The organism is Pseudomonas sp. B21-036, assembly GCF_024748925.1.
GTDB classification, from domain to species: Bacteria; Pseudomonadota; Gammaproteobacteria; order Pseudomonadales; family Pseudomonadaceae; genus Aquipseudomonas; species Aquipseudomonas palmensis.
The window spans coordinates 2555638-2569192 of sequence record NZ_CP087178.1 but is presented as its reverse complement, the minus strand read 5'-3'; the positions used below and the strand labels follow the sequence as shown (position 1 = coordinate 2569192).

The window sequence follows — 13555 nt, the reverse complement described above, 5'->3', positions numbered from 1 at the left end:
GCAATGCCAGAGCGTAATGCGGGGTTTGAAGAGGTGCTGGAGGCGCATGTGCAGATCCGCCAGTGGCTGGCCGGCGAGGCACGGCCGCCGTTGCTGGAGCGCTTTGCCGAGGGGTTCTCGATGTTCACGCTCAAGGGCACGGTGCTCGACAAGGCGCAGCTGGAGGTTTTTTTTGCCCAGGCCTATGGCTCGCGGCCTGGCCTGCGCATCGAGATCGATGAGATGCACGACGTGGCGCCGGGGGTGGTGACCTATCGCGAGCATCAGCAGGATGACAGCGGCCAGACCACGCTGCGCTGGTCGACGGTGGTGTTCGATGGGCAGGGCAAGTGGCTGCATTTGCAGGAGACCGCGGTAACGCCGCAGCCTGTGTAGGAGCCAGCCTTGCTGGCGAAGCGAACACCGAAAAAGCCCGACAGACCGCGGTGTGGCCTTCGCCGGCAACGCCGGCTCCTACCGCGAAGGCGCTGCCTTCTTGGCCGGCGCCTTCTTGCCCCCACCCAGGCTGCGCTTGAGCAGCTCGGTGAGGTCGATGATGTCCGCCCCCTTGCCCGCTGCCTGGTCTTCGGGTGCCTCCACGGTGGCGATCTTGCCCTGGCTGGCCTTCTCCTCCACCAGCGCCATGATGGTGTCCTTGAAGTCGTTGTGGTACTCCTGCGGCGTCCAGTGCCCGGCCATGTCCTCCACCAGACGCTTGGCCATCTGCAGCTCCTTCTTGTCCACCGTGGCCGCGCTCACGCTCTTGTCCAGCTCCAGCCCTTCGAGCCCGCGGACCTCATCGGGCCAGCGCAGGGTGATCATCACCAGGGCGTCCTCCAGCGGGCGCAGCAGCGCCAGGTGCTGCTGGGTATGCAGCACCACCTTGGCCAGCGCCACCTTGCCGGTGCTCTCCAGGGTCTGGCGCAGCAGCGCATAGACCTTGCCACCGCGCTTGTCCGGCGCCAGGTAGTACGGCGTGTCGAAGTGCTGCAGCGGGATCTCGTCACTGCCCACGAACGAGAAGATATCGATGGTCTGGGTGGCCTCGGGCCGCGCCTTGCGGATCTCGTCCTCGCTGATCACCACATAGCGGCCCTTCTCGAACGCCACGCCCTTGACGATATGCTCCTTGTCGATCTCCTTGCCGGTGACCTTGTTCACCCGCTTGTAGCCCACCGGGTCCATGCTGCGCTTGTCGAGCCAGTCGAAATCGACCCGGTCGCTGCTGACCGCCGTGGTCAGCGACACCGGGATATGCACCAGCCCGAAACTGATCGCGCCCTTCCAGATCGCCCTGCTGGCCATGCTCGTCTCCTCGCCTAAGGCAATGGGTTGCCACCGGTCACGCCAAACACTTCACCGGTGATGTAACTGGATTCCTGCGACGCCAGCAGCACGTACAGCGGCGCACACTCGGCCGGCTGGCCGGGGCGCTTCATCGGCGTGTGCCCGCCGAAGTCGGGGATCTTCTCCGGCGGCTGCCCGCCGCTGGGCTGCAGCACCGTCCAGATCGGCCCCGGTGCCACCGCGTTGACACGGATGCCGCGCTCGATCACCTGCTTGGCCAGGGCCTTGGTAAAGGCCACGATCGCCGCCTTGGTGGTGGCGTAGTCGAGCAGGGTCGCCGACGGCTGGTACGACTGGATCGATGCGGTGTTGATGATGGTGGCCCCGGCCGGCATCAGCGGCACGGCCGCCTGGCACAGCCAGAACAGCGCGTACACGTTGGTCTTCATGGTGGCGTCGAACTGTTCGCTGCTGACCTGGCCCACCTGCTTGCGCGCCACCTGCTTGCCTGCCACGTTGACCAGGATGTCCAGCCCGCCCAACTGGTCGTGGGCCTGGCTGACCAGTTCGCGGCAAAAGGCCTCGTCCTTGAGGTCGCCCGGCAAGGCGATGGCACGCCGGCCCTCGGCCTCGATCAACTGGATGACTTCCTTGGCATCGCTGTGCTCGATGGGCAGGTAGTTGAGCACGATGTCCGCACCCTCGCGGGCAAAGGCGATGGCCACCGCACGGCCGATCCCGGAGTCGGCGCCCGTGATCAGCGCCTTGCGCCCCTGGAGCCGGCCAAAGCCCTGGTAGCTGTGCTCACCGTGGTCCGGCTTGGGTTGCATGCCGCTGTCCAGCCCCGGCGCCGATTGGCCCTGGGCCGGAAACGGCGGTTGCGGGTACTGGGTCAGCGGGTTGCGCATGCTGTACTGGTTGCTGGGTTTTGGCGTCGACATCGGGATCCTCCGGTACGGTTCAGTGCCTCAGTGCGTGGGGGCCTGCCTGGCGCAGCCGCAGCCACTGGCAGAACAGGGTTTGCCGGCCGGGTGATGATCGGCGCAGGCCTGACAGCAATAAGACTTGCCTTCGCGTTGCACGGGGTTGTCGCCGACCTTGCAGTTGCAGTCCGGGCAGGCACAGGTCTGTTGGTCCATGGTCTTGACTCCTGAAGGTGATGGTCGTCATCGGTGGCGCCGTTTGGCGCCCCTGCAAGAAGTGACCGGCCCGCGCGCGCAATGGTTCAAGGCAGTTGGTCCGCTTGCGGCAAAGCCGATGAAACCCTGGCCGCTTTGTGACCTCCACAGAACACGAGGGGCCCTTTCGCCCCGGTACCGGAGACCGCCATGACAAGCCACCTGGTCAAGCTGTTCACCCAACCCAACTCGGCGTGGGCCGATATTCGCCACGACGAGGAAGCCCACCCGCGTCACTACCTGTCACACCTGCTGTTGCTGGCACTAATCCCCACCGTATGCCTGTTCATCGGGATCACCTCGGTGGGCTGGAGCCTGGCCGAAAACGAGAACGTGCGCCTGAGTGCCAGCAGCGCGTTGCAGCTGTGCATCCTGCTGTTTCTGGCGATCATGGCGGGCACGGTGCTGATGGGGGCATTCATCCGCTGGATGTCGCGTACCTTCGATGCACGCCCCACCCTCAACCAGTGCATCGGCTTTGCTGCCTACACCGCCACACCGTATTTCATAGCCGGGCTGGCCGGGCTGTACCCGAGCCGTTGGCTGGCGGTCACGATACTGGGCGCGGCCACGGTGTACGCGACCTTTCTGCTGTTCACCGGTCTGCCGACCTTCATGCGCATCCGCAAGGAAGACGGCCTGCTGTACTCGGCCAGCGTGTGGGGGGTGGGGTTGCTGGTGCAGGTGACCATCCTGGTGTCGATGATCCTGTTCTGGTTCAACACCCTGCAACCGGAATACCTGCGCCCGGCCGGCCTGGGCTAGCCGGGCGCATGGGGGTCAGGCGCGGTACAGCCTGCGCGGCTGCAGGCCCATGGTGCGGCGCTCTTCGCGGATCTGACCCACCAGGTCCGCGATGGCCCGCACGTCGGGCAAGGCGCTCAGCTGGATACCCGTGACCGTAAGCTCGGCATACTCGGCATCGGCCGGCAGGTGGATGGTCAGCGCCAATCCGTCGCTGCACGCCACTTCACAGCGCCATGGCAGAAAGGCGCCTTCTATCAGGCGACGCAGTTCCAGATCACACACTCCGTTCATTGGCATGATGCAACCCTCGATGTCTCAGGTGTAACCACTAGTAAGGGCCCCCCGGGCCCGACATTCAAATCGAAAACTCCAATACAGCCCCCGGCATCTGATTGACCGGGGCAATGAAACCGCACCGGCATGTTCAGCCGTTGCGCGTCACCGTCAGCCCCACCGCTGCAATGCGCTCGACCTGCTCGTAGCCAGGTTCGAGCAGTTGCTCGCCAAACACGTCAGGGTCCAGCTCCTGGTAGTGCCACGACCATTGCGGGGCGGTGAGCTGGGCACGGATGGCGGCAAGGAACGGGTCGTGCCCGTCGACCATCGCCACCCCGGTGTACAGCAGCAGCGTGCCGCCCTGGCTCAGGCGCCCAATTGCCTCGTTGACGATGCGCAGCGACAGGTCGGCGCCCAGGCTGCCGCCACCGTGCCGATAGGCGCGGCGGCCGGCATCGAGCATGTACGGCGGGTTGGCGACGATCAGGTCGAAGTTGCCGGTAATGCCCTGCAGTACATCGCTGTGCGCCACCGACACATTGGCCAGCCCGGCCAGGGCCACGTTGATCGCGCTCAGGCGCAGGGCGTCGGGGTTGATGTCCAGCGCGGTGACCTGGGCGTGCCGGCGTGCACGGCCGATCAGTATCGCCCCTACCCCGGCCCCGCAGCCGATATCCACCGCGTGGTTGATTTCGCTGAAGCGGCCCTGCAAGTGGCTGGCAATGAAGTGTGCGAAACGGTAGCTGTCGGGCCCGAAGAACACCGCATCGGCCTGCGTGGTGGGAAAGCCCGAATGCACGAACAGCAGGTCCTCCAGGCTCGACCAGCGCACCCGGCTGCGCCAGCAGTCGCCGTCTTCGTCGAGAATCTGTGCCACGCGCATCTGCGCCAGTTCGTCGGCCGACAGCAGCGAAGCGGTGAACGGACGATTCCAGCCAAAAATGTCGCGCAGGGTGCGCGCCCGCGCCGCGCTCTGGCGCTCGTTGTTGCGCTGCTGGGTCAGCGGGGTGACGCAGGTGAAGCGGTAGCCGTCGGCCTGCAGACGCCGGCCCAGTTGCAGCAGGGCCTTGTCCGCTTCAGGCTGGCAGGTGTTCAGCAGCATGGTGCACTCCTTCAGTTTAGGCCGGTGAGCTGGCGGTACATCCGCGTGGCCTGCAGGCCGCGCGGCAGTGCATGGCGGTTGCCGGCCATGGCGTCGATCAGGCGTTCGATACGGCACTGTGCGGGCAGCGCCTGCAGCTCGATCTCGAGCGCGGTGTCGTCCGAAGGCACCGAGGGTTGCAGGGCGCTGCCCTGGGTACGTTCGGGGTTGCCGGCCGGCTGCCAGTCGCCGGCAATCCAGTCATGCAGCAGCTGCTTCTCATACACGCTGAACACCCCGAACATCGCCGCGCCCGGCCCCTCGATCACCTGCCAGAAGCGGCTGAGCTGTGGGTCCTGCCCGCGCTTGATCCAACCCTTCTGTTCCAGCACGCCAAGAAAGCCCGGCATGCTGCCCGGCTCGGCCAACCATTGATTGACGGTGCGCCCCTGGAAGCGGCAGTAGTCCGAATGCATGTGCTGGCCGAAGGCGCGTTTGCGTTCGAGCAGCGCTACCACCTCGGCCTCCAGGTCAAAGCCTGCGATGATCGCCGCCGAGCCCTGGCCCAGGTCGTTGAGCCGGTAGCCGGCGGCCACGCGCTGGTAGAAACGCCCGTCGTCCTGCTCCGGGCGCAACTGCTGCAGGGCCTGCACGGCCTTGCGTGCATGGCCGCTGCTGGCGTTGTCGATGGTGACGTGCAGGCGAAAGTACTGGGCATCCAGGCCCAGTTCGTCGAGCTCGTAGGCGCTGATCAGCAGGTGCAACGGCAGTTGCTCATAGCCCAGGTTGTAGCCGATCACCTCGGGCAGGAACATGTCGCTGTTGGCCCCCAGCGCCAGTTGCAGGCAGCCTTGCAGGTAACGCTCGTCGGGCAGCGGCACCGGCTCGTGGCAACCGGCCTCGGCCAGCAGGCGGCGATAGATCAGCACATGGTTGCAGGCCGGGTCGCCATCGCCCAGCTCTTCGAGGTAGATACGGATCAGCCCGTGATAGCGCGGGTCGGCCCAGTGTCGCAGCAGCCCGTGCAGCCAGGCGCCGTCCACCGCCTTGGTGGGGGCCACATGGTGCAGAAAGTACAGCGCGTGAGCGCGAGTGCTGAAATAGCGCCGGGGCGCGCCGGCCTTGCGCCCGGCCAGGTACTCGGCGTATTCGCCGGCAACTGCGGCGGTGCGCCGGTCGGTCCACGCGTCCAGTTCGCCCGGGGTTGCCGGCAGGTCGTCCTGCAGACCCTGGGTGCGCAGCAGTTGCTCGGCCAGCCAGGCGGCACTGCCCACCAGGTCACCGCGCAGCAGCGCCTGGTAGCGGTTGAGCAGGTCGCCGGCCTGAACCTGCGCCAGGTCGGCAGTCGGGCGGGTTGCGTTCATCACGGTCATGGCCGTTGTCCTCTTGGCTGCCCCTTGCAGTCGATATGCAAGGGAATGGGCGCTGCGCTGCAAAGTTCCACAGCCCCGCCAAGCGGATGAAAAAGTCGTGCGGGCTTACCGTTCGTCTCATGCACGCAAAGATTTTAAAACTTTGCCCCGTGGCCTATCTCCACACCTATGTGAGGTCCACAAGGCTTCGCATCCCAATGACATGAGGATCAGCATCATGGACAAGAAAGAAAACTCGGGAAACTTTGCCAACGACAAGAACAAGGCGTCGGAAGCCGGCAAAAAAGGTGGGCAGGCCTCCGGAGGCGGCGCTGGCAGCCAGGGCAACAAGAAGCCTGACGCCACCAAGTCTGACACCCGCAAACCAAGTGGTGGTGGTCGTAGCTGACGCTCGAGCGACCGGCGCACCGAGGGTGCGTCGGTCTTGAGGACTCTTGATGAAGCAGTACGTCATCCACTTTCATTGCCCGATCGATCAGGGCACCACCGAGCGCTTTCGCGACCGTTGCCTGCAGGCGATCGACGAAGGGGCCAGCGCCCTGCTGCTCAACCTGTCGACCATCGGCGGCAGCACCCACCTGGGGTTCTCGATCTACAGCTTTCTCAAGTCGCTGCCGGTGCCGGTCAGCGCGGTGAATGCGGGCAACATCGAATCCATGGGCATCGTGATGTACCTGGCCGCCAGCGAACGCCTGGCCGTGCCCCACTCGCGGTTTCTGATCCACCCCATGACCTGGCACTTCAGCCAGAGCGCGGTGGACCACTCGCGCCTGCGTGAATACCTGTCAAGCCTGAACAACGACCTGGAGCGCTATGCGCGGATCTTCGAACTGGAGACCGCCCATGCCGAGCGCAAACTGGACATCATCCACTGCCTGTCGGCCGAGGAACGGGTGATCCCTGCCTACGATTCGCTGGCCTGCGGCATGGCCCACCGGCTGGAACAGGTAGTGTTCGACACCGATGCCCGCCACCTCACCGTCAGCGCCGAACACTGATGTCGAACAATCAGACTGAATTATTTGGTGGCTGGAAGGTACTTAGTTAGGCGGTATGAGTGAACACGCATCGGTCACCACGTTGAAAGGATTTTCAGGGAACCATGAACAACGCAAAACTCTTCGTCATCGACTATCAATTGCACGGCAAACAGAAGTCCTTCGTGATTCGTGCCGAGGCGATGGACAACGCCGAAGCCTGGCACTGGGCCAGCTGTGACGCCGGGGTGGGGCATATTCCGCGCTATGGGCGCGAGAAGGTAAAGAAGGTCAGCAAGCCACTGGCCGAGCGGTACGGAATCACCGAGGTGACGTGGCGCCAGAGCCACTGAGACGGCGCTGCGGTCAGCGCGGGCCAGGCCCGCGCTGACCGCAGCACAACCCGGTCAACCCGGAATCAGCAAGCCACGCTGCACCGCCGGCCGCGCCAGAAACGCCTCCAGCACGCGTCGAACCTCGACGAACTCTTCGATCCGCACCAGATCCCCCGCTTCGTAGAAACCGATCAGGTTGCGCACCCACGGCAGCGTGGCGATGTCCGCGATGCCGTACTCGCCCATGATCCAGTCGCGCCCGTGCAGGCGCCGGTCCAGCACGCCCAGCAGGCGCCGCGCCTCGTCCACGTAGCGCTGCAGCGGACGCTTGTCTTCATAGGCCTTGCCGGCGAACTTGTTGAAGAAGCCCACCTGGCCGAACATCGGGCCGATGCCGCCCATCTGGAACATCAGCCACTGGATCGTCTCGTAGCGCGCAGCCGGGTCTTCAGGCAGCAGCTGGCCGGTCTTCTCGGCCAGGTACAGCAGGATCGCCCCCGACTCGAACAGCCCCAGCGGCTTGCCCCCCGGCCCGTGCGGGTCGAGGATCGCGGGGATCTTGTTGTTGGCACTGAGCGAGATGAACTCGGCGCTCAGTTGATCCTCGGTGGCAAAGTCCACCTTGTGCGCCTCGTAGGCCAGGCCCGTCTCTTCGAGCATGATCGACACCTTCACCCCGTTGGGCGTGGGCAGCGAATACAGTTGCAGGCGCTCGGGGTGGCGGGCAGGCCATTTGCGGGTGATGGGGTAGGCAGAAAGATCAGTCATCGGCAGCCTCTGGTTCGGCAGTGGCGCAGGCGCGCACCATCACCCAGTCACGGTGACGTTCCGGCCCGCAGACAAAAATGGCCTCGCCCACCTGGCGGAAGCCATTGCGTTGGTAAAAGCGGATCGCCCGGCTGTTGTGTTCGTTGACCGTCAGGCGGATCGCCCCACCCACCTGGGCCAGGGTGTCCTCGAGCAGGCGCTGGGCCGCGCCCTGGCCATGGTGCTCGGGCAGCACGTAGCAGCGGCTCAGTTCCGGCAGGCCGTCGGCCGCCTCGATACCCAGCGCCTGCGCCGCCTTGTCGATCAGGGTGTAGCCCACCACCACGCCGTCATGCTCCAGCACGCGCAATTGCTTGGCGCGGCTGATCAGGTGCAGGCAGAAGTGTTCGGGCTGAAGATGGCCTCGGATATAGGCGGCAAGCGCCTTGGCCGACGAATCGGCGGGGCTTGCCAGGGCGAAGGTCTGGCTGGCGATGTCGCTGAGGGCTTCAGCATCGGCCGGCCGGGCAGTACGGGTACTGAAAAGCATGCTGCAACATCCTGTCCAACGGGCGAACCTGCATGGTAGCCCGTTCCATCATCGGCGCGACAGCACCCTACGCACTCAACGTCGCCGAAACAGCGGCCTGGGCTCGATCACCGAACGCCCGTAGAGCACGCTCATGCCCTGCAGGCCCTTGAGCGCGTCGGCTGCCGACTTGTCCTCGCGCACGGCAAAACTGTCGAAACCGCACTGGCGCATGTGGCTCAGCTGGTCGCGCAGCACATCGCCGACAGCACGCAATTCGCCCTGCCAGCCCAGCCGCGTGCGCAGCAGGTAGGCCTGGCTGTAGCCACGGCCATCGCGAAACGAGGGGAAGTCGATGGCGATCAGCGGCAGCACGCCCAGCCACAGCTGCAGCGACTCGACATCGTCATCCGGCCCCAGCCACAGCCCGTGATAACCACTGGGCTGCGCCAGCCAGCGGTGCAGCGGCAAAATCAGCGCGCCCGTCGGCAGCGGCGCCTCCTGCTCGCGCAGCAACTGCCAGCTGTCGCCCTCCACAAGCTGCGCCTGCCCTTGGCGTATCGCGATCACATTGCGCATGTGGACACCTCCGGCTGCCTGGCATAGACGCGCTCCTTGAACGGCTCCAGCCCCACCCGCGCCACGGTGTCGACGAAGGGCTCGTCGAGTTCGCGGTAGGCGCAGTAGGTGGCCACGATCTGCTCGATCACGCGGGGGATCTCGGCGGCGCTGAACGACGGGCCGATCACCTTGCCCAGTGCGCTGGCCTTGCCCTGCGCCCCGCCCAGGGTCACCTGGTACCACTCGCTGCCGTTCTTGTCGACGCCCAGGATGCCGATGTTGCCGATGTGGTGGTGGCCACAGGCGTTGATGCAGCCCGAGATGTTCAGGCTCAGCTCGCCCAGGTCGTGCAGGTAGTCGAGGTCGTCGAAGCGGCTCTGGATGGCCTGGGCGATGGGGATCGACTTGGCGTTGGCCAGCGCGCAGAAGTCGCCGCCCGGGCAGGCGATGATATCGGTCAGCAGGCCGATGTTGGCGGTGCCCAGGCCCTGCTCGCAGGCCAGACGCCACAGCGGGTACAGGTCGGCCTTGCGGACATCGGGCAGGATCAGGTTCTGCTCGTGGGCGATGCGGATTTCACCGAAACCGAAGTGCTCCGACCAGTCGGCCACGTTGTCCATCTGCTCGGCGGTGAGGTCGCCGGGGGGCGCCGCCGGGCCGGGCTTGGTCGACAGCACCACGCTGGCATAGCCGGCCACCTTGTGCGGCTGCACGTTGCGCGAGACCCAGCGGGCGAAGGAGCGGTCCATGGCCAGGTGGGTGCCGTAGTCCAGGTCGCCGTCGGGCTGCGCGGCGTAGCGTGGCGGCGCGAAGCCTTCGGCCACCCGCTGGAACTCGGCTTCGGTGAGCTGCGCCGGGCCGTCCTTGATGTGTTGCCATTCCTGTTCAACTTCACGGGCAAAGGCCTCGATGCCCAGTGCCTTGACCAGGATCTTGATGCGCGCCTTGTACTTGTTGTCGCGCCGGCCATGGCGGTTGTACACCCGCAGGATGGCCTCGACGTACGACAGCAGGTGCTCCCACGGCAGGCCCTCGCGGATCTGCAGGCCCAGGATCGGCGTGCGCCCCAGGCCGCCGCCGACCATCACCCGCAGGCGCATCTGCTGGCGCCCGTCGCGGTAAAGGTACAGGCCGATGTCGTGCATCATGATCGCTGCGCGGTCCTGGCGGGCCGAGCAGATGGCGATCTTGAACTTGCGCGGTAGGAACAGGAACTCGGGGTTGATGGTCGACCACTGGCGCAGGATCTCGGCCAGCGGGCGCGGGTCGATGATCTCGTCGGCGGCGACGCCGGCGAAGGCCTCGGTGGTGATGTTGCGCACGCAGTTGCCGGAGGTCTGGATCGCATGCATGTCGACCTCGGCCAGGCGCTGCAGGATATCCGGCACCTGGGCCAGTTCGACCCAGTTGAACTGGATGTTCTGGCGCGTGGTGAAGTGGCCGTAGCCGCGGTCGTAGTCGCGCGCGATGCTGGCCAGGGTGCGCATCTGGCGGGCGCCGAGGGTGCCGTAGGGGATGGCCACGCGCAGCATGTAGGCATGCTTTTGCAGGTACAGGCCATTTTGCAGGCGCAGTGGCAGGAATTCTTCTTCGCTCAGTTCACCGGCAGTGAAGCGCTGCACCTGGTCGCGGAACTGGGCTACGCGCTCGAACACCAGTGCACGATCGTATTCGTCGTAGTGATACATGGTCGGACCTCATCAGGGAGGCCGCTACTATGGCTTCGAGGTGTACTGGGTTACAGATTCAGGTTGGGGGGATTAATGCGGATCAGTTGACCCGGTGGCGCCTGTATCGCGGGTCAGGCCCGCTCCCACAGAACGTTCACGGCCCCTCAAGTCGGTGCACAACCTGTGGGAGCGGGCTTGACCCGCGAAGGGCCCTTACAGGCCGACAGTATCGCTACGCTTGAGCTCGCCGATCTTCTCCAGCCGCGCCCGCACGATGTTGCGGCTGATGTTGAGCAGGCGCCCGGTCTGCAGCTGGTTGCCGTGGCAGTAGCGGTACGCGGTGCGAAACACCGTCTCTTCGATATGCTCGTACAAATCCTCGACGTTCTGCTCGAACAGTGCCGTCAGCGCCGCCTCCAGGCTTGGCGCCTCGGGCGTCTGCAGGCGCAGCGGCTGGGCGCTCTCCTCCTGGCGGATACCCACCGAACGCATGTCCACCAGGTGCAGGTCGGCCGGCTGCACCACCTGCTGGCGGCACACCAGCAAGGCATGGTGAATGGCATTCTCCAGCTCGCGGATGTTGCCTGGCCAGCTGTGCCCCAGCAGCTTGCGCTCGCTCTCCAGGCTCAGGCTGGCGCGGCTGTAGCCCAGGCGCTGGCAATGCTCCTCGAGAAAGAATTCGGCCAGCGGCAGGATGTCGCCGGGGCGCTCGCGCAGCGGCGGCAGGCGGATGGTCGCCACGTGCAGGCGGTAGAACAGGTCTTCGCGAAAGTGCCCCGCCACCACCGCATCGGCCAGGTTGACGTTGGTGGCCGCCACCAGGCGCACGTTGATCGGGATCGGCGTACGCGACCCCAGCCGCACCACTTCGCGTTCCTGCAGCACACGCAGCAGCTTGACCTGCATGTTCAGCGGCAGGTCGCCGATCTCGTCGAGAAACAGCGTGCCGCCATTGGCCGCCTCGAACCAGCCCGCCTTGCTGTTGGTGGCCCCGGTGAATGCGCCCTTTTCATGGCCGAACAACTCGCTCTCCACCAGGGTTTCGGCAAAGGCGCCGCAGTTCACCGCCACGAACGGTTCGCGACCGCGCCGGCTCAACTGGTGGATATGCCGCGCCACCAGTTCCTTGCCGGTGCCGGTCTCGCCGATGATCAGGGTGTTGGCCTCGCTCGGCGCCAGGCGCTCGATACGGGCCAGCAGTTCCTGGGAGCGAGGGTCCTTGAACACCAGCACGGTGGCACGAACGGATTTGGTCAGTTCCCGGGCATGGGGATGGGTAATCAGCGACATGGTGCATTCCTGGCATTGATAGCGCCGGCCCATAGTGCACGAAACAAATTAGAACAAATAATTATTAATTCATCTTTGTATATTCCAATTTCACCTATCAGAAACCACCTGCTGAGGCACTGCTGCCACAGCAGCACTCCGGCCCCGGGGGTTGCTTGCGAATCAGCAGCGCGGTGCTGGGCAGCGACTGGATAAAACCAGTAAAACCCTTCTGATTCAGCAAGTTGCGTGAACATTTCAGCATCTGGCACGGCTTTCGCTCTGCACCCGGCATCGTTGTTTCGCCCAAGGAAGCCCCTGATGAAATTCCCGCACTCCGTGGCCTTCGGCCTGAGCCTGCTCGCCCTCTCCTGCGCCGCCATGGCCGCCGACACCTACGCCCCCACGCCCGACCCGCTGCAGGGCGACGGGCGCGTTTCGGCGTTCTACCACTGGGAACAGGCGATCCCGGCCACCCCCGGCAGGTTGCTGCGCAGCGAGCCGCTGGAGCAGACCCTCAGCCTGCCCGGCGCGGCCAGCCAGTTGCGCATTCTCTACAGCTCCACCGACGGCATCGACGGCAAGACCCCGATCGCGGTCTCCGGCGCGCTGTTCATTCCCCAGGGCAAGGCCCCGGCCGGCGGCTGGCCGGTGGTCACCTGGGGGCATGGCACCGTCGGCGTGGCCGACATCTGCGCGCCGTCCTGGTCGGGCCGCTCGTACCGCGACGTGCAGTACCTGGCGCGCTGGCTGAACGAGGGCTATGCCATCGTCGCCACCGACTACCAGGGCCTGGGCGTGCCCGGCGGCCACCCGCTGCTGAACAACCGCATGGCCGCCTACGGCATCCTCGATGCGGCCCGCGCCGTGGTCAGCGGGGTGCCGGGCCTGGCCAACAAGGTGCTGGTGGTCGGCCAGTCCCAGGGCGGCGCCGGGGCCTTCGCCTCTGCCGCCTATGCCCCCACCTACGCTCCGGACCTGGGCCTGAAGGGCAGCGTCGGTACCGGGGTGATCTACACCGTGGGCGCCAGCAACGTGGGTGAGCAGGACCCGAACAAGGTCGACGCGTCACTGGCCTACGGTTTCTACACCCTGCTGGCCGCGCAGCAATACGACCCGAGCATCGACCCGCGCGACTTCTACACCGACAAGGCCCTGCCACTGTTCGAACAGGCTCGCACCACCTGCCTGGCGTCGCTCACCGCCGATGTGATCGGCACCGGGCTGACCCCGGCCAACACGCGCAAGGCCAACGACGGCGCACAACTCAAGCCGTGGCTGGCGCAGGTCTCCTACCCGACGCTCAAGCTTGCGCAGCCGATCTTCATCGGCACCGGCGCCGAGGACAAGACCCCCGCTGCCGTCACCCAGGTCAGCCTGATGAAGGACGCCTGCGCTGCCGGCTCGGTGGTCGAGGGCCACCTGTACAAGGGCCTGGGCCACAGCGAGACGGTCAATGCCTCGCTCAAGGACTCGCTGCCCTTCGCGCGCAAGGTGTTCAGCGACCAGCCCGTCACCCCGATCTGCAACCCCAGCGTGCACTAAG

General features: G+C 65.6%; 17 protein-coding genes. 6 read left to right on the top strand and 11 right to left on the bottom strand.

What is annotated here, in order from left to right; all coding sequences use genetic code 11:
• Nucleotides 1-3: 3 nt before the first annotated feature.
• Nucleotides 4-375: a DUF4440 domain-containing protein gene (locus LOY33_RS11480; protein ID WP_123753074.1), complete on the top strand. Its 372-nt coding sequence runs from the start codon at nucleotides 4-6 to the stop codon at nucleotides 373-375.
• A 78-nt stretch (nucleotides 376-453) separates the two neighbouring features.
• On the opposite strand, the gene LOY33_RS11475 is transcribed toward LOY33_RS11480, so the two are convergent.
• The 3 genes from LOY33_RS11475 to LOY33_RS11465 are packed head-to-tail and all read right to left on the bottom strand — an operon-like array spanning nucleotide 454 to nucleotide 2405.
• The gene (locus LOY33_RS11475) at nucleotides 454-1284 is read right to left on the bottom strand and encodes a Ku protein (RefSeq protein WP_078481224.1); all 831 of its coding nucleotides are present in this window, start codon (nucleotides 1282-1284) and stop codon (nucleotides 454-456) included.
• Nucleotides 1285-1298: 14 nt separating this feature from the next.
• Nucleotides 1299-2207 carry an SDR family oxidoreductase gene (locus tag LOY33_RS11470; protein ID WP_043860037.1) on the bottom strand — a complete coding sequence of 303 codons (909 nt, stop codon included), beginning with the start codon at nucleotides 2205-2207 and terminating at the stop codon, nucleotides 1299-1301.
• 27 nt (nucleotides 2208-2234) lie between these two features.
• Entirely contained in the window at nucleotides 2235-2405 is a 171-nt protein-coding gene (locus tag LOY33_RS11465) for a metallothionein (protein WP_043860038.1), read from the bottom strand.
• A gap of 189 nt (nucleotides 2406-2594) precedes the next feature.
• Here LOY33_RS11465 and LOY33_RS11460 point away from each other — a divergent pair, with 189 nt between their 5' ends.
• Nucleotides 2595-3209 (top strand): Yip1 family protein, encoded by a 615-nt coding sequence (locus tag LOY33_RS11460; RefSeq protein WP_043860039.1) that lies wholly within the window; start codon nucleotides 2595-2597, stop codon nucleotides 3207-3209.
• A 15-nt stretch (nucleotides 3210-3224) separates the two neighbouring features.
• Here LOY33_RS11460 and LOY33_RS11455 read toward each other — a convergent pair whose 3' ends face one another.
• The 3 genes from LOY33_RS11455 to LOY33_RS11445 all read right to left on the bottom strand — a co-directional run bounded on the left by LOY33_RS11455 (nucleotide 3225) and on the right by LOY33_RS11445 (nucleotide 5921).
• A complete protein-coding gene (locus tag LOY33_RS11455; protein WP_043860040.1) occupies nucleotides 3225-3488 on the bottom strand; it encodes a DUF1652 domain-containing protein in 264 nt (87 codons plus the stop codon).
• A gap of 127 nt (nucleotides 3489-3615) precedes the next feature.
• Nucleotides 3616-4569 carry a class I SAM-dependent methyltransferase gene (locus LOY33_RS11450; RefSeq protein ID WP_043860041.1) on the bottom strand — a complete coding sequence of 318 codons (954 nt, stop codon included), beginning with the start codon at nucleotides 4567-4569 and terminating at the stop codon, nucleotides 3616-3618.
• An 11-nt stretch (nucleotides 4570-4580) separates the two neighbouring features.
• Nucleotides 4581-5921 (bottom strand): iron-containing redox enzyme family protein, encoded by a 1341-nt coding sequence (locus LOY33_RS11445; RefSeq protein ID WP_258662663.1) that lies wholly within the window; start codon nucleotides 5919-5921, stop codon nucleotides 4581-4583.
• 214 nt (nucleotides 5922-6135) lie between these two features.
• Between LOY33_RS11445 and LOY33_RS11440 the strand changes: the two genes are divergently transcribed.
• The 3 genes from LOY33_RS11440 (at nucleotide 6136) to LOY33_RS11430 (ending at nucleotide 7251) form a co-directional block, all read left to right on the top strand.
• On the top strand, nucleotides 6136-6309 hold the full coding sequence (locus LOY33_RS11440; protein ID WP_370409158.1) for a KGG domain-containing protein: 174 nt from the start codon (nucleotides 6136-6138) through the stop codon (nucleotides 6307-6309).
• A gap of 49 nt (nucleotides 6310-6358) precedes the next feature.
• The gene (locus LOY33_RS11435) at nucleotides 6359-6919 is read left to right on the top strand and encodes an ATP-dependent Clp protease proteolytic subunit (protein WP_043860043.1); all 561 of its coding nucleotides are present in this window, start codon (nucleotides 6359-6361) and stop codon (nucleotides 6917-6919) included.
• A gap of 104 nt (nucleotides 6920-7023) precedes the next feature.
• Complete coding sequence (locus LOY33_RS11430; protein WP_043860044.1) at nucleotides 7024-7251, top strand: DUF6555 family protein; 228 nt, start codon at nucleotides 7024-7026, stop codon at nucleotides 7249-7251.
• Nucleotides 7252-7305: 54 nt separating this feature from the next.
• Here LOY33_RS11430 and LOY33_RS11425 read toward each other — a convergent pair whose 3' ends face one another.
• The 5 genes from LOY33_RS11425 to LOY33_RS11405 all read right to left on the bottom strand — a co-directional run bounded on the left by LOY33_RS11425 (nucleotide 7306) and on the right by LOY33_RS11405 (nucleotide 12030).
• Nucleotides 7306-8001 carry a glutathione S-transferase N-terminal domain-containing protein gene (locus LOY33_RS11425; RefSeq protein ID WP_043860045.1) on the bottom strand — a complete coding sequence of 232 codons (696 nt, stop codon included), beginning with the start codon at nucleotides 7999-8001 and terminating at the stop codon, nucleotides 7306-7308.
• On the bottom strand, nucleotides 7994-8530 hold the full coding sequence (locus tag LOY33_RS11420; RefSeq protein ID WP_043860046.1) for a GNAT family N-acetyltransferase: 537 nt from the start codon (nucleotides 8528-8530) through the stop codon (nucleotides 7994-7996). Before LOY33_RS11420 ends, LOY33_RS11425 begins: the two co-directional genes overlap by 8 nt.
• Nucleotides 8531-8605: 75 nt before the next feature.
• Entirely contained in the window at nucleotides 8606-9088 is a 483-nt protein-coding gene (locus LOY33_RS11415) for a DUF934 domain-containing protein (RefSeq protein ID WP_043860047.1), read from the bottom strand.
• Nucleotides 9076-10758 (bottom strand): nitrite/sulfite reductase, encoded by a 1683-nt coding sequence (locus tag LOY33_RS11410; RefSeq protein WP_100632707.1) that lies wholly within the window; start codon nucleotides 10756-10758, stop codon nucleotides 9076-9078. Before LOY33_RS11410 ends, LOY33_RS11415 begins: the two co-directional genes overlap by 13 nt.
• A 195-nt stretch (nucleotides 10759-10953) precedes the next feature.
• The gene (locus tag LOY33_RS11405; RefSeq protein WP_043860049.1) at nucleotides 10954-12030 is read right to left on the bottom strand and encodes a sigma-54-dependent Fis family transcriptional regulator; all 1077 of its coding nucleotides are present in this window, start codon (nucleotides 12028-12030) and stop codon (nucleotides 10954-10956) included.
• 300 nt (nucleotides 12031-12330) lie between these two features.
• Between LOY33_RS11405 and LOY33_RS11400 the strand changes: the two genes are divergently transcribed.
• The gene (locus tag LOY33_RS11400; protein WP_258662660.1) at nucleotides 12331-13554 is read left to right on the top strand and encodes a lipase family protein; all 1224 of its coding nucleotides are present in this window, start codon (nucleotides 12331-12333) and stop codon (nucleotides 13552-13554) included.
• Nucleotide 13555 lies beyond the last annotated feature (1 nt).

Excerpts from the sequence above, each read along its gene's own strand:
- LOY33_RS11410 (WP_100632707.1), bottom strand. The coding sequence starts at position 10,758 with ATGTATCACTACGACGAATACGATCGTGCACTGGTGTTCGAGCGCGTA.
- LOY33_RS11480 (WP_123753074.1), top strand. The coding sequence starts at position 4 with ATGCCAGAGCGTAATGCGGGGTTTGAAGAGGTGCTGGAGGCGCATGTG.
- LOY33_RS11450 (WP_043860041.1), bottom strand. The coding sequence starts at position 4,569 with ATGCTGCTGAACACCTGCCAGCCTGAAGCGGACAAGGCCCTGCTGCAA.
- LOY33_RS11415 (WP_043860047.1), bottom strand. The coding sequence starts at position 9,088 with ATGCGCAATGTGATCGCGATACGCCAAGGGCAGGCGCAGCTTGTGGAG.
- LOY33_RS11470 (WP_043860037.1), bottom strand. The coding sequence starts at position 2,207 with ATGTCGACGCCAAAACCCAGCAACCAGTACAGCATGCGCAACCCGCTG.
- LOY33_RS11435 (WP_043860043.1), top strand. The coding sequence starts at position 6,359 with ATGAAGCAGTACGTCATCCACTTTCATTGCCCGATCGATCAGGGCACC.
- LOY33_RS11425 (WP_043860045.1), bottom strand. The coding sequence starts at position 8,001 with ATGACTGATCTTTCTGCCTACCCCATCACCCGCAAATGGCCTGCCCGC.
- LOY33_RS11445 (WP_258662663.1), bottom strand. The coding sequence starts at position 5,921 with ATGACCGTGATGAACGCAACCCGCCCGACTGCCGACCTGGCGCAGGTT.
- LOY33_RS11420 (WP_043860046.1), bottom strand. The coding sequence starts at position 8,530 with ATGCTTTTCAGTACCCGTACTGCCCGGCCGGCCGATGCTGAAGCCCTC.
- LOY33_RS11400 (WP_258662660.1), top strand. The coding sequence starts at position 12,331 with ATGAAATTCCCGCACTCCGTGGCCTTCGGCCTGAGCCTGCTCGCCCTC.
- LOY33_RS11475 (WP_078481224.1), bottom strand. The coding sequence starts at position 1,284 with ATGGCCAGCAGGGCGATCTGGAAGGGCGCGATCAGTTTCGGGCTGGTG.
- LOY33_RS11405 (WP_043860049.1), bottom strand. The coding sequence starts at position 12,030 with ATGTCGCTGATTACCCATCCCCATGCCCGGGAACTGACCAAATCCGTT.
- LOY33_RS11430 (WP_043860044.1), top strand. The coding sequence starts at position 7,024 with ATGAACAACGCAAAACTCTTCGTCATCGACTATCAATTGCACGGCAAA.
- LOY33_RS11465 (WP_043860038.1), bottom strand. The coding sequence starts at position 2,405 with ATGGACCAACAGACCTGTGCCTGCCCGGACTGCAACTGCAAGGTCGGC.
- LOY33_RS11460 (WP_043860039.1), top strand. The coding sequence starts at position 2,595 with ATGACAAGCCACCTGGTCAAGCTGTTCACCCAACCCAACTCGGCGTGG.
- LOY33_RS11455 (WP_043860040.1), bottom strand. The coding sequence starts at position 3,488 with ATGCCAATGAACGGAGTGTGTGATCTGGAACTGCGTCGCCTGATAGAA.